The 20,164-nt window shown below is 53.0% G+C and carries 22 protein-coding genes; 4 read left to right on the top strand and 18 right to left on the bottom strand.

Features of this window, described 5'->3' with window-relative positions; translation table 11 throughout:
- Positions 1-34 precede the first annotated feature (34 nt).
- From KNP84_RS04960 to KNP84_RS04895, 14 genes are all read right to left on the bottom strand, one after another.
- A complete protein-coding gene (locus tag KNP84_RS04960; RefSeq protein ID WP_021066693.1) occupies positions 35-484 on the bottom strand; it encodes a competence protein ComK in 450 nt (149 codons plus the stop codon).
- 122 nt (positions 485-606) lie between these two features.
- Entirely contained in the window at positions 607-1,986 is a 1,380-nt protein-coding gene (locus KNP84_RS04955) for a sensor histidine kinase (RefSeq protein WP_215114417.1), read from the bottom strand.
- Positions 1,983-2,645, bottom strand: coding sequence for a response regulator transcription factor (locus tag KNP84_RS04950; RefSeq protein ID WP_021066695.1), 663 nt, complete (start codon positions 2,643-2,645; stop codon positions 1,983-1,985). The genes KNP84_RS04955 and KNP84_RS04950 overlap by 4 nt, the downstream gene beginning before the upstream one ends.
- Positions 2,646-2,990: 345 nt before the next feature.
- Positions 2,991-3,197, bottom strand: coding sequence for a copper chaperone CopZ (copZ, locus tag KNP84_RS04945; protein WP_021066696.1), 207 nt, complete (start codon positions 3,195-3,197; stop codon positions 2,991-2,993).
- The gene (locus KNP84_RS04940) at positions 3,194-5,305 is read right to left on the bottom strand and encodes a heavy metal translocating P-type ATPase (protein WP_214803350.1); all 2,112 of its coding nucleotides are present in this window, start codon (positions 5,303-5,305) and stop codon (positions 3,194-3,196) included. The genes copZ and KNP84_RS04940 overlap by 4 nt, the downstream gene beginning before the upstream one ends.
- Before the next feature lie 12 nt (positions 5,306-5,317).
- Positions 5,318-5,620 (bottom strand): metal-sensitive transcriptional regulator, encoded by a 303-nt coding sequence (locus KNP84_RS04935; protein ID WP_021066698.1) that lies wholly within the window; start codon positions 5,618-5,620, stop codon positions 5,318-5,320.
- A 96-nt stretch (positions 5,621-5,716) separates the two neighbouring features.
- A complete protein-coding gene (locus KNP84_RS04930) occupies positions 5,717-7,264 on the bottom strand; it encodes a long-chain-fatty-acid--CoA ligase (RefSeq protein ID WP_215114416.1) in 1,548 nt (515 codons plus the stop codon).
- Between the two features lie 103 nt (positions 7,265-7,367).
- The gene (locus KNP84_RS04925; RefSeq protein WP_131472251.1) at positions 7,368-7,841 is read right to left on the bottom strand and encodes a PTS sugar transporter subunit IIA; all 474 of its coding nucleotides are present in this window, start codon (positions 7,839-7,841) and stop codon (positions 7,368-7,370) included.
- 157 nt (positions 7,842-7,998) lie between these two features.
- A complete protein-coding gene (gene lplA, locus KNP84_RS04920) occupies positions 7,999-8,988 on the bottom strand; it encodes a lipoate--protein ligase (RefSeq protein WP_021066701.1) in 990 nt (329 codons plus the stop codon).
- Between the two features lie 68 nt (positions 8,989-9,056).
- Positions 9,057-9,944 carry a Cof-type HAD-IIB family hydrolase gene (locus KNP84_RS04915; protein ID WP_241764605.1) on the bottom strand — a complete coding sequence of 296 codons (888 nt, stop codon included), beginning with the start codon at positions 9,942-9,944 and terminating at the stop codon, positions 9,057-9,059.
- Positions 9,945-10,033: 89 nt separating this feature from the next.
- A complete protein-coding gene (hemG, locus tag KNP84_RS04910; RefSeq protein ID WP_215114415.1) occupies positions 10,034-11,419 on the bottom strand; it encodes a protoporphyrinogen oxidase in 1,386 nt (461 codons plus the stop codon).
- Entirely contained in the window at positions 11,412-12,341 is a 930-nt protein-coding gene (hemH, locus tag KNP84_RS04905; RefSeq protein WP_021066704.1) for a ferrochelatase, read from the bottom strand. Before hemH ends, hemG begins: the two co-directional genes overlap by 8 nt.
- Positions 12,338-13,387: a uroporphyrinogen decarboxylase gene (gene hemE / locus KNP84_RS04900; RefSeq protein WP_021066705.1), complete on the bottom strand. Its 1,050-nt coding sequence runs from the start codon at positions 13,385-13,387 to the stop codon at positions 12,338-12,340. Before hemE ends, hemH begins: the two co-directional genes overlap by 4 nt.
- 116 nt (positions 13,388-13,503) lie before the next feature.
- Positions 13,504-13,809, bottom strand: a complete 306-nt coding sequence (locus tag KNP84_RS04895; protein WP_021066706.1) for a MerR family transcriptional regulator — start codon at positions 13,807-13,809, stop codon at positions 13,504-13,506.
- Between the two features lie 128 nt (positions 13,810-13,937).
- Here KNP84_RS04895 and KNP84_RS04890 point away from each other — a divergent pair, with 128 nt between their 5' ends.
- On the top strand, positions 13,938-15,236 hold the full coding sequence (locus tag KNP84_RS04890; RefSeq protein ID WP_021066707.1) for an ammonium transporter: 1,299 nt from the start codon (positions 13,938-13,940) through the stop codon (positions 15,234-15,236).
- 39 nt (positions 15,237-15,275) lie between these two features.
- On the opposite strand, the gene KNP84_RS04885 is transcribed toward KNP84_RS04890, so the two are convergent.
- Both KNP84_RS04885 and KNP84_RS04880 read right to left on the bottom strand, forming a co-directional pair.
- Positions 15,276-16,406 carry an ABC transporter permease gene (locus KNP84_RS04885; protein ID WP_215114414.1) on the bottom strand — a complete coding sequence of 377 codons (1,131 nt, stop codon included), beginning with the start codon at positions 16,404-16,406 and terminating at the stop codon, positions 15,276-15,278.
- Entirely contained in the window at positions 16,403-17,140 is a 738-nt protein-coding gene (locus KNP84_RS04880; RefSeq protein ID WP_029595973.1) for an ABC transporter ATP-binding protein, read from the bottom strand. The genes KNP84_RS04885 and KNP84_RS04880 overlap by 4 nt, the downstream gene beginning before the upstream one ends.
- A 167-nt stretch (positions 17,141-17,307) precedes the next feature.
- Here KNP84_RS04880 and KNP84_RS04875 point away from each other — a divergent pair, with 167 nt between their 5' ends.
- Positions 17,308-17,562 carry a GlsB/YeaQ/YmgE family stress response membrane protein gene (locus KNP84_RS04875; protein WP_021066710.1) on the top strand — a complete coding sequence of 85 codons (255 nt, stop codon included), beginning with the start codon at positions 17,308-17,310 and terminating at the stop codon, positions 17,560-17,562.
- Between the two features lie 46 nt (positions 17,563-17,608).
- Here KNP84_RS04875 and KNP84_RS04870 read toward each other — a convergent pair whose 3' ends face one another.
- A complete protein-coding gene (locus KNP84_RS04870) occupies positions 17,609-18,658 on the bottom strand; it encodes a hypothetical protein (protein ID WP_215114413.1) in 1,050 nt (349 codons plus the stop codon).
- A 132-nt stretch (positions 18,659-18,790) separates the two neighbouring features.
- Here KNP84_RS04870 and KNP84_RS04865 point away from each other — a divergent pair, with 132 nt between their 5' ends.
- Positions 18,791-19,219, top strand: a complete 429-nt coding sequence (locus KNP84_RS04865; protein ID WP_021066712.1) for an HIT family protein — start codon at positions 18,791-18,793, stop codon at positions 19,217-19,219.
- Between the two features lie 54 nt (positions 19,220-19,273).
- On the opposite strand, the gene KNP84_RS04860 is transcribed toward KNP84_RS04865, so the two are convergent.
- Positions 19,274-19,603, bottom strand: a complete 330-nt coding sequence (locus KNP84_RS04860; protein ID WP_235045179.1) for a hypothetical protein — start codon at positions 19,601-19,603, stop codon at positions 19,274-19,276.
- A 174-nt stretch (positions 19,604-19,777) separates the two neighbouring features.
- Here KNP84_RS04860 and KNP84_RS04855 point away from each other — a divergent pair, with 174 nt between their 5' ends.
- Positions 19,778-20,134: a hypothetical protein gene (locus KNP84_RS04855; protein WP_021066714.1), complete on the top strand. Its 357-nt coding sequence runs from the start codon at positions 19,778-19,780 to the stop codon at positions 20,132-20,134.
- Positions 20,135-20,164 lie beyond the last annotated feature (30 nt).

The following is a 20,164-nucleotide window of genomic DNA, read 5'->3' as shown; positions in this document are numbered from 1 at the left end:
TCGATTTCAATCTTTAAACCTGATTGAATGTGTTTCAGTGAAAGCGTTTTTGAAACGAATACGATAACTCGATGGAACGCTGCTTCTGCTTATAGACGGTATGATTCGACACCGGCACTTCGACCGATTCACCTGAATGAAAGATAATTCGGCTCCCTTTTCCGCTCTTCTCCGCATCATAGACTTGAGAGAAGTTGATCCAAGCACAGTCGGGGCTTTCTTTGGCAATGGTCGGGAAAAATACGGCATCTGCATGCCAATCCATGATGACGGGCGTTTTCCGGTGCGGTCCGAGTACGTCACGGGCCGCTTCAATCCGTCCTTGGATACTTGAACCGTAATACAGACAGGCGGATTCGAGTAAGTGAAGGGGTGAGCCTTTCAAGCGTCGGACCCCGTCGGATTGATAGACGAGCGTCTCCGCCTCCCCGTACTCATTAAACACCGGAATCAAAGCTCTTGTTTCATTCGTCAACTGAGTCATCTGATCTGCCTCCATCATGGATGTATTGCCTTACCTCTCATTCATACCAAGGAGTCACCGTTTCCACAAATCGAGCTCAAACATTTCCCACTAAAAAAATCAGCCAACGAGTGGCTGATTTTTTAATTTCGATAATCTAACTTTAGTTTTGGATTCGAATTCGATGGCGGAAAGTGAAAATGTACAGCAACTCCGTCACTCGTATTTCCCAAGGCGACCGTCCCCTCGTGGAGCGTCACAATCCGTTGAACGATGAAGAGACCGAGCCCAAACTTTCCTTGTTTTCCGCGTGAGAATTGATGGAACAAATCGAGGTTCTCATCGACCGGTGGACCATCGTTCTCAATCGTAATCTCGACGCCTGCCTCAGTGTGAGACAGACGGATATGAATCCTCGATTCGGCGTAGCGCAAGGCGTTATCGAGCACGTTCTCGAACGCGACGCGAATCTGTTCCCCATCACCGAGCATCTCACCGGCATGCCCTTCGACCGTCCAGTCCAAGTTGCCACGCAATTTGAACCGGCTGACGAGCAGCTCCACCAATTTATCGAGATTGATTGGTTCAAGTCGCATCTCTTGGCCTTTGAAATATTCCAGCTTGGTGACGTACAACAAATCGACGACTTTCTTCTCGAGACGCGATGCCTCTTCATCAATGACTTCGGCCGACCCTTTCAAGTCTCCGGTCGGATAGATGCCGTCCCCGATCGATTGGGCGTAACCACGGATGACCATGATCGGCGTCTTCAAGTCGTGGGAGATGTTTTGAAGCAACGCCTGTTGGGCCACGTCCTGCTCTTGCAACTCTTGACGCATCGCGTCAATCGAGCGGGCCAATTGGCCGAGCTCGTCTTGACGGGCGAGCGGGAGCACCGTCTCCCATTGACGGTTCGAGATTTTTTCGACCGCCCGTTCCATCTCGACGATCGGCTTCGTCAGCTCACGCGACATCCATAAGGCTGGAATCAACGACAGCAAGCTGATGACCCCGATTAAAATCGAGATGCGCCAGTAGAGCGTCGAGACGAGCTCACGGCGATAGGCGTCCCACGCATAAGATGCCTGATAGATGAGCTCCCCGTCGTATTCGTTTTGACGGATGATATAGTAGACATCCTCTCCGTCAATCGTCGTCTGATATTTAGCGACCTCGCTCGTCTGTTCGATCGCCTCTTGATACATCCGGTTCGTCAGTTCGAGTGGGGCCGACCCATAAATGATTCGTCCGTTCGGCAGAAAGATGAGCTGGTTGACCGAACGGGACTCTTGTTGGCGACGGTCATATTCAATCGGATTTTGCGGGATATTTTCCAACTCGTTCGTATTACCCAGGTAATAATCGACATCTTGTAACGTCTCATACACTTGTTCATCGATAAACTGCGTGATTGAGGAACGAATCGTCAATAAAATCATCAAGGCGAGCGTCACGATGATGAGGAGAATCAACACCCAGATTTTCCACATGAGCCGCTTCGGCTGAAGGTGATTGAGCTTCATGGCTTAACGAGTCGATAACCGACGCCATAAAGCGTCTCGAGCTCCAAGCGATGCAATTTCTTCCGCAGGCGCCGCACCAAATCATCGACGACGCGGTCCGAACCGAAATAGTCATGGCCCCAGACGCCTTCGAGAATCTGTTCACGCGACAACGCCGAACCCGGGTGTTCGAGGAAGAGGAGCAATAAGTCGAACTCTTTCGACGTCAAATCGATTTCATCCTGTTCGTGTCGGATGAGACGTTTCTCGGGATAAATCGTATATTCCCCATACTCGATATGTTCGTTCGATTTTGAGCCGTATACCCGGTCAATCAACTTCTTCACCCGGATGACAAGCTCGCGCGGCAAGAACGGTTTGGCGATGTAATCGTCAGACCCCATCTCGAGCCCGATGATTTTATCGATGTCTTCGTCACGTGCCGAAATAAAGATCGTCGGCGTGAAGGCGTTCGTCGCCTTGATTTGTTTCAACAGTTGGAACCCGTCCAAGTCTGGAAGCATGATATCGAGCACCCATAGATCCGGCTCGTCCTTGATGGCAGCTTGAGCCGAGATTCCGTCCGTGAACGACCGAACGCGATACCCTTCCTGCTCCAAATATGTGACGAGCATTTTGTTCAAATTGATTTCGTCATCCACTAAATAAATTGTGTACATTCGAGTCACCTCTGCAACGTTTTTACATATCATATCAAACAATTATGGACAAAAGATGGGAATGGGGTCGTTTCTTGGGCGCTGAATGTGCTCGCCACACGTCAACGAATCGACAAAAAAAGAAGGGTCTCCCCTTCCTTACCGTGTCGGCCGAGTGCGCATCTGTTGCGCGAGGAATACTGTGCCTCCACTTAGTAAGGCCAGTACGCCGCTAATCATTACGAGTTCCATCTTGTCCCCACCCTCCCCATTGATATCGATTCTCATTATCACCTATAATATAGCATGTTTTGACTCGCTTGAACATCACAAAAAAAGCTCCCGCCGTCAGGCGAGAACTTTGAATCATGCGTTGACGTCGTAGCCTTGTTCTTCGATGGCTTCAATCATCGCTTGTTTCGAGATTTTATCGTTATGGATGACATCGACCCGATGGTCCTGGAGCGAGACGATTGCTGATTCGACGCCGTCTAATTCCGTCAGCGCCCCTTCGACCGCTGCTTTGCAATGGTTGCATGTCATACCTTCTACTTTTAAAGTCGTTTCATTCATGTTGATTTTCCTCCTTGTGTTTTCAATCGTAACGCATTCAAGACGACAGAGACCGAACTGAACGCCATCGCTGCCCCAGCAATCCAAGGGGCGAGTAGACCCGCCGCTGCAATCGGGATGCCCAGACTGTTATAGGCCAGCGCCCAGAACAGGTTTTGCCGAATGTTGCGCATCGTCAATGAACTCATTTCGATGGCACGGTTCACGCCCTCGATGTCTTGTCCCATCACTGTGACGTCAGCCGCTTCTAACGCGACATCCGTCCCGCTTCCGAACGCGATGCCGACATCCGCGACGGCGAGAGCCGGCGCATCATTCATGCCGTCCCCGACCATGGCGACACGTCCTTGGCGCTTCAACGCTTCGACGTGATCCGCTTTCTCGACCGGTAGCACCTCGGCGATGACGTTCGTTTCGGGAATCCCGAGTTGACGGGCGATATCGAATGCGACTTCTTTGCGGTCACCGGTCAAGACGTACACTTGTCTCGTCAAGGCTAGATGTTGCACGACGGCACGGCTCCGCTCTTTCAATTGATCTTGTAGACCGAACGCCGCGACGATTCCAGACTCGTCGGCCACATAGACAGGCGTCATCGCCTGCATGTCCCAGTCCGGTAAGGCGAATCCGGCTTCTTGCATCATGCGGACCGAACCGATACGTAGAGGTTTCCCATCCACGACCGCTTTCAATCCTCGACCGGCCAACTCTTCGACACGTTCAACCTGGCCGCTTCCTTCACCACGACCGATTGCCTCGGCGAGCGGATGTGTCGACTGGCGTTCGGCCATGATGGCCAACTTCAAGAACGCCGCGTCTCCGAACGTCGCCACCACTTCCGGCGTCCCTTTCGTGAGTGTCCCCGTCTTATCGAAGACAACGATGTCGACACCGTTCAACGATTCGAGTTGGCCACCACCTTTAAATAAGACGCCTTGTTCGGCGGCACGGCCTGTCCCGACCATAATCGATGTCGGGGTCGCCAAACCGAGCGCACACGGACAGGCGATGACGAGGACGGCGATCGAGGCCCGAATTGCCATATCTAAATCGTTGAACCCGAGTGTCCACACCGCGAACGTCAAGGCGCTGATGGCGACGACGATCGGGACGAACACACCCGAAATCCGGTCGGCCTGCCGTTGAATCGGCGCCTTGTCCGTTTGGGCCTGTTCGACGACGCGGACAATTTGAGCGAGCATCGTCTCGCTACCGACACGTTCGGCGACCATCAACACCCGATGTGAACGGTTAATCGTTCCGCCGACGACGTCAGCTCCGACAGTTTTCTCGGATGGGATTGACTCCCCGGTCAGCATCGACTCATCGATGACCGTCTCTCCTTCGACGATTTTCCCATCGACCGGCACTTTCTCACCTGGACGAACGACGATGACGTCACCGGCTTTGACCAAATCGATCGCGACCGAGCGTTCGACACCATCGACGAGTAAAATCGCCTCTTTTGCCTGTAACGACAGGAGCGATTTGAGCGCGTCCGTCGTTTTCTCTTTCGCTCGGGCCTCTAACCATTTCCCGAGCAATACGAGCGTGATTAGGACGGCACTCGTCTCAAAATAAAGTGACGGATGCATCGGATGGGCGAGCATCTCGAAGACTGAGTAAAAATAAGCTGCCGACGTCCCGGTCGCCACGAGCACGTCCATATTGGCCGCGCCGCTCTTCAAACTCTTATAAGCACCCTTATAAAACTGGGCCCCAATCCAAAACTGGACCGGCGTGGCGAGTGCGAATTGCCACCACGGGCTCATCAGCCAATCGGCCTGGAACGTCACACCTGGGATGTGCGTAATCATGACGAGCAGAAGCGGTGCCGACAACAGCGCCGAGATGAGCACTTTTCGCTCGAGCGGGCGCAGGTCGTGTTTTGGCGTCAGTTCCGCCTTTCGTTCTGCGCCGTAACCGATTTTTTCGATGCGGGCGATCAGTTCGTCTTCGGTGATGCCATCGTCGACGCGAATCGTCGCCGTCTCGAGCGGCAAGTTGACGGTCGCTTCGACACCGTCCATTTTATTTAACACTTTCTCGATGCGGGCCGAGCATGCGGCGCATGTCATCCCTTGAATCGACAGTTCGACGGTTTTCATTCGAGCACCTCCTTACTTCTTGATGCGGCTGACGATTGTCATCAATTCGTCAATGTACGGGTCCATGTCTTCCGTTTCACTCGCATGGACTAAACATTTACGCATGTGACGTTCGAGCAGTTGCATCTCGACTTGTTTGAGTGCCGCTTGAATGGCTGACGTCTGGGTCAAAATGTCGACGCAGTAGCGGTCGCTCTCGACCATCTTTTGAATCCCACGTACTTGTCCTTCGATCCGGCGCAGCCGTTTGCTGAGCGCTTCACGTTCTGCGTCTTCACGCGGAACGATTGGTTGGTCATGCATGAATTCTTCCATGATTATCACCTCACCACCAATATACCCCTACCCGGTAACGGTGTCAAATCTTTTGAACAAAAAAAGGACGACTGATTTCGTCGTCCTTCTCTCCCGTCAATTGCGTTGGAATTGCTCGCTCTTCAAGACGGTCCGTAAAATCTTCCCGGTCGTGTTCCGCGGCAGCTCCTCGATGATCTCGATGTGCGTCGGCTGTTTGTACTTCGCCAGTTTCGTCGCCGCGAACGCTCGGATCTCGTCGAGCGTCACCCGTTCGTCTCGCGTGACGATGAACGCTTTGACCGCTTCCCCTTGTTCGGCATCCGGTACCCCGATGACGGCTGCTTCGACGATGCCCGGATGTTGATAGAGCACTTCTTCGACTTCGCGCGGATAGACGTTATAGCCACCGACGATGACCATGTCCTTCTTCCGGTCGACGATATAAAAGTAACCGTCTTTGTCACGTTTCGCCAAGTCGCCTGTATAGAGCCACCCGTCGCGAAGCGTCATCGACGTCTCTTCCGGAAGTTTATAATAGCCTTTCATCACGTTCGGTCCACGGACGATCAGTTCACCGACCTCGTCGATCCCGACCTCTTCGCCGAGTTCGTCGACGACCTTGTTCTCGACGTGGACGATTGACGGACCGATCGATCCGGCTTTCCGCTCGCCGTGGAGCGGATTGAAACACGTGACCGGTGACGCCTCGGACAGACCGTATCCTTCGAGAATCTTACACTCGAACTTTTGCTCGAACGATTCGAGCAACTGTACCGGCAGACTCGCTCCACCGGATACGAAGACGCGGACGTGCTTGAGCGCCGAAGCGTATGCTGGAACTTTCATCGCCGTCTGCAACAGGAAGTTGTACATCGTCGGGACACCGGCAAAAATGCTGACGCGATGTTTTGGGACGAGGTCGAACACGTCCTGCGGTGAGAATTTTGGCAAGATGACAATCGTCGCCCCGCGCAGGAGCGGTGCGTTGACGATGACCGTCAAACAGAAGACGTGGAACATCGGCAAGGCGGCGAGCGCTTTGTCTTCCGGCGTGATCTCCAAATACTCCCCGATCGAATGGGCGTTCGAGAACAAGTTGAGATGTGTCAACAAGGCGCCTTTCGGTTTCCCGGTCGTCCCGCTCGTATACAGGATGACAGCGACCTCTTCCTCATCGACTTCGACCACTTCAACTTTCGTCGTCGCGAACGCCTCGCTGAACGATAAGAACTCGATGTCCCCATCCCGCTTCAACGCCGGTACGTCTGCATACGGGACCGAGATGACGAGTCGGAGTTGCGGTAATTTCGTGAGTGCGGCTTCCGCTTGCGCGACGAGCGGCGACAACGCGACAATCGCTTTCACGTCGCCATCGAGCAAGATGTAGGCCATCTCGTCCGGTGTGTATGTAGGGTTGATCGGAATGACGACCCCACCTCGGGCGAGCACCGCGAAATACGAAACCAAGAACGCGGGGCTGTTGCCGAGGACGAGCGCGACGTGGTCGCCTTGACCGATGCCTTTTTGCTCGAGCGTCGCCGCCATCGCCTCGACTTGTCCATAGAACTGTCCGTAGCTGACCGTGTCTTCCCCAAACACGTAGGCCGCCTTGTTCGGATGCGCGGCCACCACGCCTTGTAGTGCCGTGACTAAGTTTGCCATGATAATCCCCCTTTGAAAATGAATGACTATTCACTTTTGAGCCGTAAAAAAGAGCACGGCAGCCGCGCTCTTTTTCAGTTATCTTCATTGTACATGAAACGCCTCAATAAGAAAACGCTTTCAAGTCCATCGTCTGCAAATGATACAATCCGGTCCGGCTCTGTACGTGCACGAGCGCCTGTAACGTCTCATCGTCCATGAGCAAGTCGTCCATCAACTTATGGAGCGCCGACTGTTTCGCTTCCGTCGTCGCCGTGATGAAGAAAATCGCTTCGGCCCGAATACTCTCTCCCGCAATCGTCTGCATCGCAAACGGTTGATTGAGATGCAACAAGGTGATGCCGTCTTGTTTTGCGACGTGAAGCGGTACATCGACGACAGCGACCGGTACGGCGACATCGGTAACGCCCGACGGGATCGTCCGCTCTTGCTCCGTCACGACGCGAGCGAACGTGTCATTGACGATACCTCGACCTTCGAGTTCAAGTCCAATCGCTTGGACGGCGAGATCAAATGTCGGTTGCTCCGTCACCCACATCAAATTCGTGTCCATCCATTCAGTGATAAATCGATACATATCGTTTCCTCCCATTGGTTGACTCCATCTCACGAAAGCGCTTGCACTGATTATGATACGCCTCGCCGGAACGACACGCAACGGTCCAGACAACCTGTCACGAAAACGCCAAAAAGAAGGACCTCTGTAGGGAGGCCCTTCTGCATGAAAACCCGCTTCAGCTAATGAGATCGACGAGTTCTTCGAGCTCGACGTTGCCGAAGTAATGTTTGACGTCAAGCTGTGACAATTGTTCCCGAATCGCGCCGCGTTCGAACCGCGTTCCGACGAGGGCTTGTTCAACGTCATGAATATCCCCGACACCGAAGAAGTCCCCATAGATTTTCGCTTCCGTGATTGTGCCCTTGTTGACGTTCAAGCGGACGTCGATCGTACCGATCGGGAATCGACGTTTCGACTCGACATCAAACTTCGGCGATTTTCCGAAGTTCCAGTCCCAGTTCGCATAGCGCTCTTTCGAGATATCTTGAACGATTTCCCAGTCCTCATCGCGAAGCACGTAACGTTCTGGTTCCTGTCCGTCATAAATGGAATGAAGCAGCGCCTCGACAAAGTGCTCCATCGCCATCTCTTCTTCTAAGAACTCCGTGATGTTAGCGACACGGCTACGGACCGACTTGATGCCTTTTGAACGCATCTTCTCTTCCGAGACGTTGAGCGAGTTGACGACTTCCTCGATGTTCGAGTTGAACATGAGTGTTCCGTGGCTGAACATACGGCCGCGCGTCGTGAACTGGGCGTTCCCGCTGATTTTCCGTTCGCCGACTTGGATATCGTTACGTCCCGTCAACTCTGCCTCGACGCCGAGCTGCTTCAAGGCGTCGACAATCGGTTGCGTGAACTTCTTATAGTTGTTGAACGAGTTGCCGTCATCTTTTGTGATGAAGCTGAAGTTCAAGTTGCCCTCATCATGATAGACAGCACCGCCGCCTGACAAACGACGGACGACGTCGATGCCGTTCTCTTCGATATACTTCAAGTTAACTTCTTCTGATGTGTTCTGGTTCTTGCCGATGATGATCGACGGGCCGTTAATATAGAACAAGAAATAATCCTCATGCTCGACGTTCAAATGTTTGAGGATATACTCCTCGACCGCCAAGTTGAGTTTCGGGTCCCGGATATCCGGGTTGAAAATAAATTTCACAGTAGGTTCCTCCTAAGGATAATCGTTAATTGTATTATACGAGACGGCGGCCCGGCGCTACAACTTGTTTACTTCCATTCCCCGTTCATGACGCGCTTCAATGCGTTCGCGACGCCGTATTCGTCATGACGCTCTGTGACGTGGTGGCTAATGGCAATCAAGTCTTCGTGACTATTGCCCATCGCGATTGCTTTACCGGCCACCTCAAACATCGGGACATCGTTCAAGTTGTCCCCGATGACGACGACTTCCGATAAATCGACGCCGAAATGCTCGGCCAATTTTTTGACGCCGTGCCCTTTATCAGCCCCGTTCGCCATGACTTCGATATTGTCATTGCCTGAAGACGTGACGTAAACGCCTTCCACGCGCTCATCGATTTCCGTCCATAGTGAGGACATCTTCTCGAAATGACTCGAAAAGGCGATGAATTTATAGACGCGTCCGGCCTCATTCTTGATAAAGTCTTCGATGTCTTCGACGAGACGGACGTCCTCGTTGACGTAATAACGTTTTTGGAAGAACTCATACATCTCGAGCGACCGCTCATCGCCGTTCTGCTTCAAGTTCTCCATCGTCGCATCAATCAAATCGAGTCGGCTCGCGACGAGGCCCGCCTCTGAATACATTTCATAGAAGACGTCCGAATATTTGTGGTCTTGATGCAACACCGACACGACTTCGAGCGCCTCTTCTGTCGTCAAATCGATTTCATGTAGCACTTCACCCGTTTCCGTCAGCACGCGACCGCCGTTCGAAGAGACGATCGGGCACGTGAGGCCCACCTCGTCGAGAATCTCTTTCGCGTTGAAGTAATTGCGTCCCGTCGCAATCGCAAAGCGAATCCCTTGTGCTTCTGCCGCACGGACGATTTCTGCCGTCTCGGGTGCAATTTTCGTGTGGTTGTGCAGGATCGTGCCATCCATATCGGATACGAACAATTTGTACGTTGTCATCAACATCCACTCCTCTTTTTCTGTTTCGCTTATAACTATAACAAAAAGAGAGGCCATCGGAATAATCCGACACCTCCCTTCACGAATCTTTACCCTTCTTCTGCGAGCGCTTTGATTTGTTCATGGACGCTCTTGATGCAGTCTGGCATGCCGATTCCGTCATAGGCGATGCCTGCGAGCAAGATGCCTGGATAGACGCGGCCCATCTCGGCGCGCAACGCGCGGACCCGATCGGAATGGAAGACGGCGTAAGGTGGCAACCCGTCCCGGAGCCGGCTGACGACCGTCTCGAGCGGTGCTGCTTTAATCGTCATCAAGCCGCCAAGGTCACGTAACGCCGTCGCGACAATCTCCTCATCGGACGCATCGACAATCTCATCGGCGCCCGGACGTCCGAGAAAGACGCGCAGGACGTGATACCCTTCCGGCACGGCATGCGGCCATTTTTGGTCGATGAACGTGCACGCCGTAATCGTCACATCCGCCTCTTGGCTCGTGACGAAGCCCGTCCCGACGAACGGCAGCTCAATATCGTCTTCTTTGAATACGAGCGAACACGTCGCTGTCGCGTGCGGTTTCATATCTGCGAGAAAATTACTGTCGACTTTCGGTAAGAACTGACGGATGAGCCGAGGCGGGACCGTCAAGATGAGGTGGTCGGACTCGATATCGCCTCGATTCGTCAGCAGGCGATAGCCGCCTTCAATCTCCTCGACTTGTTCGACCGAACAGTTCAAGATGATTTCGGTGCGCTCTAGTCGCTCGGCAAGACGATCAGTGAGCGACTTCAAGCCTCGCTTGAGTGAAGCGAACTGTCCAACTTTCTTGGCGCCGACTTCCGCGACCCGTTGTTCAGGACGGAAGTGACGCATCCCTTCATACAAGTTCCCATGTTTCTTCTCGCCTTCGATAAACTGTGGGAACGTCGACAAGGCGCTCATTTGATCGATGTCTCCCGCGTAAATCCCGGAAAGAAGCGGTTCAATCAGCCGGTCGACGATTGGGTCCCCGACCCGTTCACGCAAGTACAAGCCAAGGGAGACGTCCGTTTCCGGTGCTTCGACGTCCGGTGGCGATAAGAGCATCGCCCGGAGTGCGGCATGTTCTTCGTCCGATAAGAGTGTCGTGTCCTTGAACGCATCGACGTCGAGCGGGATGCCCATGACCGTCTGTTTCGGAATCGGATGCAGCCCGTCATGATGGAGCACGTACGCTTGACCGACCCCGTTTCGGACGATTTCATCACCGAGACCGACGTCATGAATCAAATCCGTCATCGCTGTCTTGCGGAACACGTACGAGTCGGGCCCTCGTTCGACCGCAAATTCCCCCGTTTCAAACGTATCGATTTTTCCGCCTAACCGTCCGCTCGTCTCGACGAGCTTGATCGTAACGTCGTTCGGTAAATAGCGCTCGGCATAAAAAGCGGCGGTGAGACCTGTGATCCCACCACCGACAATCGTTACATTACGCATGATGTACAATCACGCTTTCCATGCGATCGGCGATGGCTTCAATGAAGCTCCGCTCCGCGTTTGGCATGTTAGGACGCGCGTAGTGAACGCCGAGGCGGTCACAGACGACTTTACATTCCACGTCGTTATCGAAGAGCACCTCGAGGTGATCCGCGACAAATCCGACCGGCGTGTAAACGAACGCTTCATAGCCATGCTTTTCATAAAGTTCAGCCGTCAAATCTTGGACGTCCGGCCCGATCCACGGGTCAGGCGTGTTGCCTTCCGACTGCCAACCAACCTCATAGTTCGGTACGCCCGCCGCTTGGGCGATTTTGTCAGCCGTTTCTTTCAATTGATCCGGATACGGGTCGCCACCTGCCAAAATCTTCTCTGGCAGACTGTGCGCCGAGACGATCAAGCAAGCCTTCTCAGCCGGCACCGGCAAGTTCGCGAACGTCGTTTTGATGGCTTCCGCCCACCAATTGATGAATTTCGGCTCATCGTACCACGATTCGACCGAACGGATCTCGATGCCGTATTTCGCGGCTTCTTCATGCGCCCGTCCGTTGTACGACTTGACGCTGTATGACGAGTAGTGCGGGGCCAATACGACCGAGACCGCTTCTTTGATGCCGTCGTTCGCCATTTGCGCGACCGCGTCTTCTACGAACGGTTCGATGTGCTTGAGCCCGATATAGAGCTTGAAGTCGATTTCGCCCACGTGGCGCTCGTTCAAGATGTCACGGAGCGTCTCCGCTTGATCGATTGTGATTTTCGCGAGCGGCGACACGCCACCGATGGCCTCATAGCGCTCCGTCAAGTCTTGGAGTGCTTCCGGCGAAGGCTTGCGGCCATAACGAATGTGCGTATAGTAGCGCTCGATATCTTCAGGTTTGTACGGTGTCCCATAAGCCATTACGAGTAATCCGACGGTTTTCATAATGATTTGCCTCCCATTTTTTCACGTGAGTAGTCATGGATAAATGCTGTCAATTTGACGAGCACAGACGGATCGACTTCCGGGAACACCCCATGTCCCAAGTTGAAGACGTATCCAGGTTGTTTCATCCCCTCATCGAGGATTTCTTTCACTTTCGCTTCGATGATCGGCCACGGAGCCAGCAAGAATGACGGGTCAAGGTTACCTTGGACTGCTTTCGTGATGCCGCGGTCGCGCGCTTCTTGAATCGACAGACGCCAGTCGAGTCCGACGACGTCGAGCGGCTGGTCTTGCCACTCTTCAACGAGATGGCTCGCTCCAACACCGTGCATGATGAGCGGAATGTCGAGCTTGCGCAACTCGGTGAAGATCCGTTCTGTCGTTGGTTTAATATAACGAACATAATCTTTGCGGCTAAGCGTCCCGACCCATGAGTCGAACAACTGGAACGCTTGGATGCCAGCCTCCGCCTGCGCCGTCGCATACGTGATGACCATGTCGCCAAGCTTCTCCATAAGTGCGTTCCATACGTCCGGCTCAGCGTACATGAGCGCTTTCGTCCGATGGTAACTCTTCGATGGTCCGCCTTCAATCATATAACTCGCGAGTGTGAACGGCGCACCCGAGAAGCCGATGAGCGGGACTTCCAAACGTTCCCGAAGCAAACGGATCGTCTCGAACACGTACGAGATGTCGTCCGTGTTGAGCGGTTTTAAGCGTTCCACGTCTTCCATCGTCCGGTACGGGTTATCAATGACCGGACCGATGCCGCTCTTGATTTCCACATCCACGCCCATCGACGGGAGTGGCGTCATAATATCTTTATACAGAATGGCCGCGTCGACTCCTAGTTGTTTTACCGGGAGCTCTGTCACGTAGGCACACAATTCGGCATCATGCGTGATTTCGAATAATGTCCTCGTTTTTTTGATCTCACGATATTCTGGTTGGTAGCGTCCGGCTTGGCGCATGTACCAGACGGGCACATAGTCTGTCGCCTCTCCTTTAAACGCCTTCAAAATAGTATCGTTCATACGTCGCGTCATTCCCCTCTATAATTCTCCTACACTCTTCTTCTATAGGTATGTGAACTCAAAAACATTATACAGAAATTAATTAGAATAATGCTAATGTGAAGCATTTTCATTGTGTTTTCTTTGTGTCATTTCTTTGGCGGATACGTGCGGAATGCCGAATTGAGCTGACCACGAATCAAATCGTCACGCTGTTTCGTCGACAAACGCTTCTCGCGATCTTTAATGTCTTGAATCCGCCACCCGTCTTCAAGCTTCGAGGCCACATCAATTAATCGTTCCACATCATGGAAAGAATATTTACGTGACCCGCCTTTTGTCCGTTCTGGAAAGACGAGCCCTTTTGACTCATAATAGCGGACTTGTCGTTCCGAAAGTCCCGTCAATTCAGTAATGACGCCCATTCCAATCACTTTCTTAGACTTATAGTCCATCGCTCGTCCTCCTCCCTCACAAAAAACTATGTCAGATAATCTGACAAATTGCAATCCAAGTCGAATTTTTCGTCTTACACTGAAAACAACTTTTGAATCACCAATCGAAAAAAAGGAGGAATCGCAACATGGAAGACATCTTATATTATATGGACACGCTGTTCGTACTCATCGCCGCTTTGCTCGTCTTGACGATGCAACTTGGATTTGGGTTGCTCGAGACGGGGACGCTCCGCGCTAAAAACGCCGGGCACGTCGCAGTCAAACAAATCATCAGCCTCTCTGTGGCGGCACTCGCCTTTTGGGCTGTCGGCTTCGGCCTCTCATTCGGGGACGGGACCCGCTGGTTCGGGACGGAAGGATTCTTCATGAACGGATCGTTCACGAGCCTCGATTGGGCCAATGTCTCAATCGACATCAAATTCTTGTTCCAGTTGTCATTCGTCGCCGTAGCGCTCGCCATCGCCTGGGGCGGGTTCGCAGAACGGGCTAAACTGTCTGCATACGTCTTGTTCGGCGTCTTCTTCGTCGCCATCCTGTATCCAATCGTCGCCCGCTCTGTATGGGCTGGTGGACTTCTCGGGACGATGGGCATGCAAGACTTCGCCGGTTCGGCTGTCGTCCACCTTCAAGGCGGAATGGCTGCCCTTATGGCCACCATCATCTTAAAACCACGTCGTAAAACGGAATCACTCGCCGGTCATAACCACGTCTTGACGGTCGTCGGTGGACTCGTGCTCTGGCTCTGCTGGTTCGGTTTCAATGCCGGATCGACGATGTCGGTCGCGGACGGCTTCTTCGGTTACGTCGCTCTTACGACGATGCTCGCCACGGCTGCCGGCGCTCTCGGCGCTCTCGCCATCGTCATGATTCACAAGAAAACGGCCGACATCCCGACAATCGTCAACGGTGTCCTCGGGGCACTCGTCGCCATCACCGCTGCCTGCGCCTTCGTCGAACCTTGGGCCGCCATCGTCATCGGTGCCCTCGCTTCGATCGCCACGTACGGTACGAGCATCCTCATGGCGAAATATATCGACGATCCGCTCTGCGCCTTCTCGGTGCACGGTGTCGCGGGAATCATCGGGACGCTCGCGCTCGGATTCTTCGCCTCGCCTCGCTTGGTCGAGATCACAGGCATCGGTTCGGCCGGCCTCTTCTACGGCGGCGGCTTGACTCAACTCGGCGTGCAAGCACTCGGCGTCTTGATTGCGATGGTCATCGCCGGTGGCGGTAGCTACGCCTTCTTGAAACTCCTCGACGTCACGATCGGTCTTCGTGTCACGGAAGAACAAGAAGATATCGGCCTCGACATCGCCGAGCACGGTGTATCCGCATACGGTGAAGTCGAGACAGAACCTGAAACTCCGGCACGTCTCCCGAAAATTCTCGGGTCGAGCGTATCGGTCATGTCACCAAAAAAATAACGACAACAGTCAGGGACACCCAATGCGGGTGTCCCTGTTTCATGTCAATCGACTCAAGTAGTATCGGACGACCAGGTACGCGAGTCCGAGACCGACGAGCGCGTCCCACGTCGCCCCAAACAAGAGCGAGGCAACGCCGAGGGCGAGCAGTTGCGCGAACAACAGCCGCGTCGCCCACCATTTATAGGCGACGAGCCGCTCGGTACGTGTGATTGGCAACCACGACGCCATCGACACGGTGTCGAGCCGTTTAAATAATGGTACGAGCTGGAGCGCCGTCAACCCGACGAAAAGCGGGACGACCAACCCGACATACCATCCACCCGAGAGCCACATGACAACGAGCGCGACGGCGGAAAGACGCAACACGAGATCGAGCGAATCGTTCGACCGCATGACCCGGAGCCCGTACACGTATCGGGCGGCATCGGCCTGTTTCAACACCGACCGCTCGAGCAGGCTCACGATGAACGACCGTTCCCGCACGTCTTCCCGCATCGTCGGCACATCGACGAACCAACTGACGACCCGGTTGAACTGGGCTTTGCTCTTTTCTTCGAGCGTGAGCCAGTCAAGCAGCGGGATGCGCCGATTCCGTCGCACGTGGAGCAGGACAAACGGGACGAGTGCGGGCACTGGCGTCAACAACGGCACACTGAACAGCATGAGGAAGCCGCTGGCGAGTGCGCTCGGCAAGACGACGTATTTAATCCCCTCCAACTTGGCGAGACGACCCGCGGCTGAAATGAGTACACTCGTGGCGAGGATGGCTCCGACTTCGACCGACGTGAGCGCTTGCGTCCGGACGAGCAGCGGCAACACGACAAGCATGACGAGGATGGCGCGGACGGCGGCAAAGACGACATTGAACAGGCGGATGCCTGTCATGAACGCTTGAATCTCACCGAGACGCGGCAATAGGAAGACTTGATCCGCTTCTTGAATCAACGTTCGGGGACGATGACCGAGCGGAAGGAGCAACCAAATCAGCGCCACGATCCATTCACTCGGAAAAGCCGGGTCCAAATCCGTCAAAAATTGGTTATACACGAACGCCCCGTAGATGAGCGTGAAATAAAGCGTGAATAACAAGCCACCGTTCGCGACGTAGCGACTGTATTTCACGACGTCTTCCACCCAGACGCCAAATCGTTGTTTGAATACGTTCATCGTTTCCGCTCCTCGGCCTCAATCGCCTCGACATAGATGTCATCGAGCGTGGCGTCCGGACGCAGACCGTATGTCTCGCGCAGTTGCGCGGCCGTCCCGGTCGCGATGACCGCCCCTTGGTGCAAGAAGACGAAACGGTCGCAGTGGCGCTCGGCCGTCTCTAAAATGTGTGTCGACATTAAGATGGCGCAATCTTCCTTATACTCGTCAAACAATCGCAACAGTTGACGAATCGCGAGTGGATCGAGTCCGACGAACGGTTCATCGACGATGAGGAGCGGTGACTTCGTCACGAGCGCACAGAGAATCATCGCTTTTTGACGCATTCCTTTCGAAAAGACGGACGGGAACCAGTCCAGTTGCTTCTCCATCCGCATATCTCTTGCCAATCGTTCGGTCCGGTTCGTTAAATCTGCCGCATCAATGTCATATGCTTTTCCAATCAACGTCAAATGTTCACGTAACGTCAGCGTGTCATACAAAATAGGGGTCTCGGGTATATAGCTTATTTTCTTACGATAATTCTTTTCTGACGAGCTGAGTGTTTGACTATCGACTTCGACCGATCCTGAAATCGGATCAAGCAATCCTAAAATATGTTTGATCGTTGTCGATTTTCCGGCTCCGTTTAGCCCTATCAGCCCGACGAGCTCACCTTTTTTTACATCAAACGAAATATCGTGTAACACTTGTTTACCTATATAACCGCCATTCAAATGGTCGACGTGCAACATGAAAACTCCACCCCTCATTTTCAACTTTTTTTTGTGATATATGTTTTAAAAGCTGTCACATGGGAATAATCTGAACTGTAAGGCATTTTAAAACTTATTCATTACTTCCATTGTTCCATAAAATTGTTAGTGAGAACAATGGACAAAACAGAAAGGAGAATGTTTTTATGGGTTGGATTATCACTTTAATCGTCGGGGGTATTATCGGTTGGTTAGCAGGTCTTATTTTAGGTAAGGATGTACCAGGTGGCGTCATCGGGAACATCATTGCTGGTATCATCGGTGCTTGGCTCGGTGGCCTCATCTTCGGAGACTTCGGTCCTGCAGTTGGCGGCATCGCGATTATCCCAGCACTTCTCGGTGCGATTATCTTGATCTTGATCGTATCGTTCGTTATGAAATCAATGAACCGTAAACGTTAATCTACGGCTCACGTAAAAGGGACCCTCGCCGAGGGTCCCTTTTTTGTCATGTCAAAATGAGATAGATGGCTTCATCCCGCTCGATGAACCGTTTCTCGCTCTGTAAGCGCAAGAACGTGAAAATCGACTCGAGCAACGTCCGGTCGTAGCGCCATTCGAGGCCGAGGTCCGTCTCGACTTTTTCATTCGGTTCGCCCAAGAGCGCGAGCAGATCGTCGGGCCGCTTCTGTAAATCGATATCAATGCGATCGACCCGGCCGTCGACAAACCGGAGTTCCATCCCATCATAGCGCCAGACGTCTCCCCGTTCCATCGGTTCACCAATCTCGTCGACGACTGTCTGTTCCCGTTTGTTCATGAGTGCCTCAAGCGTCTCAATCGAATGACCGGTTTGCGCTTCGACCTCGATTTCAATCAATTCGGCCCGCTCGAGGTCGAATTGTCCGGCCACCGTCTCGTCCTGGTCCGGCAATAACCCAAACGCCAGTTGCACATCTTCCGTCAACGTCACGGCCTCGGTTTCGGTCACCGTTTCTCCATCGACGACGGCGACGGCTTTGACGTCGTAGCGGCCCGGCATGCGAACAATCTCAATCGTCGTGCCGGCCTCATCAATCCGTCCCGCCTGCACCCCGTCGATCCAAATATTCGTCAGCGGAACGTCTGCAGACGTCCGCAACGTCTTTGGCAACAACTCAATCCGATAATCTGCAAAGCCGAACCGCCCTTCGCCCGTATCAACGAGCCGGAACAACCCGTCCGTCTCCATGCCTTGTGCCCGATCGGACCGATCCTGTGCCACTTCCGAAATGGCCTCGCCGCGAATCGACTTTTCTTCATTCAACCACCCCATGAACCGGAGTGCTTCGGCTCGCGTGAGCGGTTCCGCTTCATATTCGACGTTCTCCTGGAAGAAGCTGACGTCTTCGGTCAACAAGGCGTCCTTGAAGCGGACGTGAATCTTGTCGTTGGCGGCAGCTGGTTTATATCCCCATTGATAGAACGCACCGACCGCGAGGCCAATCCCGAGCGTCACGAGCAGCCCGAGGTAAATGTTTCGTCGCCGTGACGGTTTTTTCGATCGTACATACGCCATCCGTTCCCTTCCTCTCTCTACTTACTATTGATTTCAGTGTAGGGTGAATTGTCTGTCCGGACAATCGTTCTTCCGCCTGAATTTCCATGTTATGATGAGATGGATTAGTCATTCATGAATGGAGGAGTCAGCATGCACACTGAGGACAACTGTATCTTTTGTAAAATCGTCAACAACGACATCCCGTCGTATAAGGTATACGAGGATGACGCCGTCGTCGCGTTCCTCGATATCTCTCAAGTCACGAAAGGGCATACGCTCGTCATTCCGAAACATCATGCCCGTAACATCTATGAATTGCCGACCGATGTGGCCCGTGACGTCTTCCAAGCCGTTCCTGCCGTCGCGAACGCGATTCAGCGTGAAACAGGTGCCATCGGGATGAACGTGTTGTCTAACGCCGAAGCGATTGCCGGACAGACCGTCTATCACTTCCACATCCACCTCTTGCCGCGCTACGGCGAGGCGGACGGGTTTGGCGCCAAGTGGGAAACGCATCAAGACGCGTACTCATCTGACGACATGCAGGCGATCGCCGCCGGCATCAAAGCAAACCTGTAACGAACAAATGGACCGCCGCCTGTTGAGCGACCGGTCCATTTTTTGTCTTGCACCTCATGACGAGTTGATTGAATCGAGATGGCGTTTCCGCTCCTCTTCGATTTGGGCACGCTCGACTTGTAATTTAATCGCCTGCTCGTATAACTGTTGCCGCGATTTGACAGATTCCGCTTGTTCGAATTCTTTTCTTAACAAATTTAGACGGGCGTCTATTTCAATCAGTCGCTTTTCAAGCAAAGTTTGTTTCCGCGTCTGTTCATTATGTTCCGACGCTTCATATCCCGCCTCGAGTGCTTCCATTATTGTCTGTGCCCAAGGGTCATCTCCCAGTCGCTTGGCCGCGTTATACAGGTCTAACATGTCATCAACCCAACGCTTTTGCATATTCACTGGAGGTCACCTTCCTTTACCTACAGTTTAAAATAAAATGATTTTTCGGTCAAAATTGAATGTTCTGAAAAATTTTATTTAAGATATAGGTTTTTAATCTCTCTTTTTTGGTAAAATAATATGAAAAGAATGTATTCTAGTATCAGTGTGCTCGAGGAGGGGAATGTATTGTCGAATCACAATCGTCGCGATTGGGTTGCTTTCGGCTTTGTCGTAGCGTTTCTAGGAGCTGTGACCGTGAAAAAACTCGCCCGTGGAACGGCGAATGACGCGGCGGCCAATCAACACCGAGCGTCTACAATCACTACGTTGAAAGAACAATTCCAAAAAGTCGCTAAAGATGCGTCGCAAGTTGCGGCGGCAGGTAAGTTACAAGGAAAAGAATTGACAGATCAAGTGAAAGCCGAAGTCGAACGCTATCAACAAGACATTCAGCCTTCAATCGAGCGGATCCAAGGAAACCTAAACGAGCTTTCGAACGTACAGTCAGATGCGACCGAAGCGAAAGCGGAAAAGGCCAACTGACCGGTCTGTCGTCATCGCCCGTCGTTTTAG

The sequence above is a fragment of the Exiguobacterium sp. s70 genome (genome assembly GCF_018618315.1).
Taxonomy (GTDB): Bacteria; Bacillota; Bacilli; order Exiguobacteriales; family Exiguobacteriaceae; genus Exiguobacterium; species Exiguobacterium chiriqhucha.
This window is presented reverse-complemented; position numbering and strand designations above follow the sequence as displayed.

Coding starts and splice junctions, on each gene's coding strand:
- KNP84_RS04960 (WP_021066693.1), bottom strand. CDS start 484: ATGACTCAGTTGACGAATGAAACAAGAGCTTTGATTCCGGTGTTTAAT.
- KNP84_RS04955 (WP_215114417.1), bottom strand. CDS start 1,986: ATGAAGCTCAATCACCTTCAGCCGAAGCGGCTCATGTGGAAAATCTGG.
- KNP84_RS04950 (WP_021066695.1), bottom strand. CDS start 2,645: ATGTACACAATTTATTTAGTGGATGACGAAATCAATTTGAACAAAATG.
- copZ (WP_021066696.1), bottom strand. CDS start 3,197: ATGAATGAAACGACTTTAAAAGTAGAAGGTATGACATGCAACCATTGC.
- KNP84_RS04940 (WP_214803350.1), bottom strand. CDS start 5,305: ATGAAAACCGTCGAACTGTCGATTCAAGGGATGACATGCGCCGCATGC.
- KNP84_RS04935 (WP_021066698.1), bottom strand. CDS start 5,620: ATGGAAGAATTCATGCATGACCAACCAATCGTTCCGCGTGAAGACGCA.
- KNP84_RS04930 (WP_215114416.1), bottom strand. CDS start 7,264: ATGGCAAACTTAGTCACGGCACTACAAGGCGTGGTGGCCGCGCATCCG.
- KNP84_RS04925 (WP_131472251.1), bottom strand. CDS start 7,841: ATGTATCGATTTATCACTGAATGGATGGACACGAATTTGATGTGGGTG.
- KNP84_RS04915 (WP_241764605.1), bottom strand. CDS start 9,944: ATGACAACGTACAAATTGTTCGTATCCGATATGGATGGCACGATCCTG.
- hemG (WP_215114415.1), bottom strand. CDS start 11,419: ATGCGTAATGTAACGATTGTCGGTGGTGGGATCACAGGTCTCACCGCC.
- hemH (WP_021066704.1), bottom strand. CDS start 12,341: ATGAAAACCGTCGGATTACTCGTAATGGCTTATGGGACACCGTACAAA.
- hemE (WP_021066705.1), bottom strand. CDS start 13,387: ATGACGCGACGTATGAACGATACTATTTTGAAGGCGTTTAAAGGAGAG.
- KNP84_RS04895 (WP_021066706.1), bottom strand. CDS start 13,809: ATGGACTATAAGTCTAAGAAAGTGATTGGAATGGGCGTCATTACTGAA.
- KNP84_RS04890 (WP_021066707.1), top strand. CDS start 13,938: ATGGAAGACATCTTATATTATATGGACACGCTGTTCGTACTCATCGCC.
- KNP84_RS04885 (WP_215114414.1), bottom strand. CDS start 16,406: ATGAACGTATTCAAACAACGATTTGGCGTCTGGGTGGAAGACGTCGTG.
- KNP84_RS04880 (WP_029595973.1), bottom strand. CDS start 17,140: ATGTTGCACGTCGACCATTTGAATGGCGGTTATATAGGTAAACAAGTG.
- KNP84_RS04875 (WP_021066710.1), top strand. CDS start 17,308: ATGGGTTGGATTATCACTTTAATCGTCGGGGGTATTATCGGTTGGTTA.
- KNP84_RS04870 (WP_215114413.1), bottom strand. CDS start 18,658: ATGGCGTATGTACGATCGAAAAAACCGTCACGGCGACGAAACATTTAC.
- KNP84_RS04865 (WP_021066712.1), top strand. CDS start 18,791: ATGCACACTGAGGACAACTGTATCTTTTGTAAAATCGTCAACAACGAC.
- KNP84_RS04860 (WP_235045179.1), bottom strand. CDS start 19,603: ATGCAAAAGCGTTGGGTTGATGACATGTTAGACCTGTATAACGCGGCC.